The sequence below is a fragment of the Oleiphilus sp. HI0132 genome, from assembly GCF_001635845.1.
In genome coordinates this window covers 1-834 of sequence record NZ_LWGJ01000030.1, presented here as the reverse complement: position 1 = coordinate 834, position 834 = coordinate 1, and the positions used below count along the sequence as shown (strand labels likewise).

Genomic DNA, 834 nt, shown 5'->3' with positions numbered 1-834 from the left:
CTAATGGCAATGAAAATGTCGACCATAGCGGCCTACTGCTTGAGCTAGAACATATGAACCAGACTCAACTGAAATCTACTAGTTAAGTGTTTTAGCAAACTCATCGCAAGGATATAAGCATGCCCAAGTTCGCCGCCAATCTCACTATGCTATTTACCGAACTTCCTTTTATGAGTCGCTTTGAGGCTGCCTCAAAAGCCGGTTTTAAGTACGTTGAGTACTTATTTCCCTATCAATGGCCCGCTAAAGAACTTGCCGAGGCACTCGATGCTAACGGGCTAGAACAAGTGCTATTCAATCTCCCGCCTGGTAATTGGGATGCAGGAGAGAGAGGTATCGCCGGCTTACCCGGACGTGAGGATGAATTCAAACAAGGGCTCGAAACAGCGCTGGAATATGCGCAAACACTTGGGGTTAAGCAGATTAATTGCTTATCAGGTTTAAAACAGCCTGACTGTAGTGACGAGCAACACTGGCAAAAACTTGTTGCTAACGTCAAATATGCTGCCCAAGCGCTTGCCAGAAAAAATATAACACTGATGGTTGAAGCAATTAACAGTAAAGTTGATATGCCTGGGTTCATAATTGATACATTAGACAAAGCTCTGCAGCTACTCGAGGACGTCAATGAAGAAAATGTAAAGATCCAGTTTGATATCTATCATATGCAAATCATGCATGGCGATATTATCCGTAAGATAGGATCTGCCCAAGCCCAGATCGGCCATATCCAGTTTGCCGATAACCCCGGCCGACACGAGCCAGGTACCGGCGAGCTTAACTTCTCGCAGATCTTCAAAGCACTTGATAGGCTTAATTACTCAGGCTATATCA

General features: G+C 44.7%; 1 protein-coding gene. It reads left to right on the top strand.

Features of this window, described 5'->3' with window-relative positions; all coding sequences use genetic code 11:
• Positions 1-119: 119 nt before the first annotated feature.
• The coding region (otnI, locus tag A3766_RS00560; RefSeq protein ID WP_068641446.1) for a 2-oxo-tetronate isomerase at positions 120-834 on the top strand (715 nt) is incomplete at its 3' end.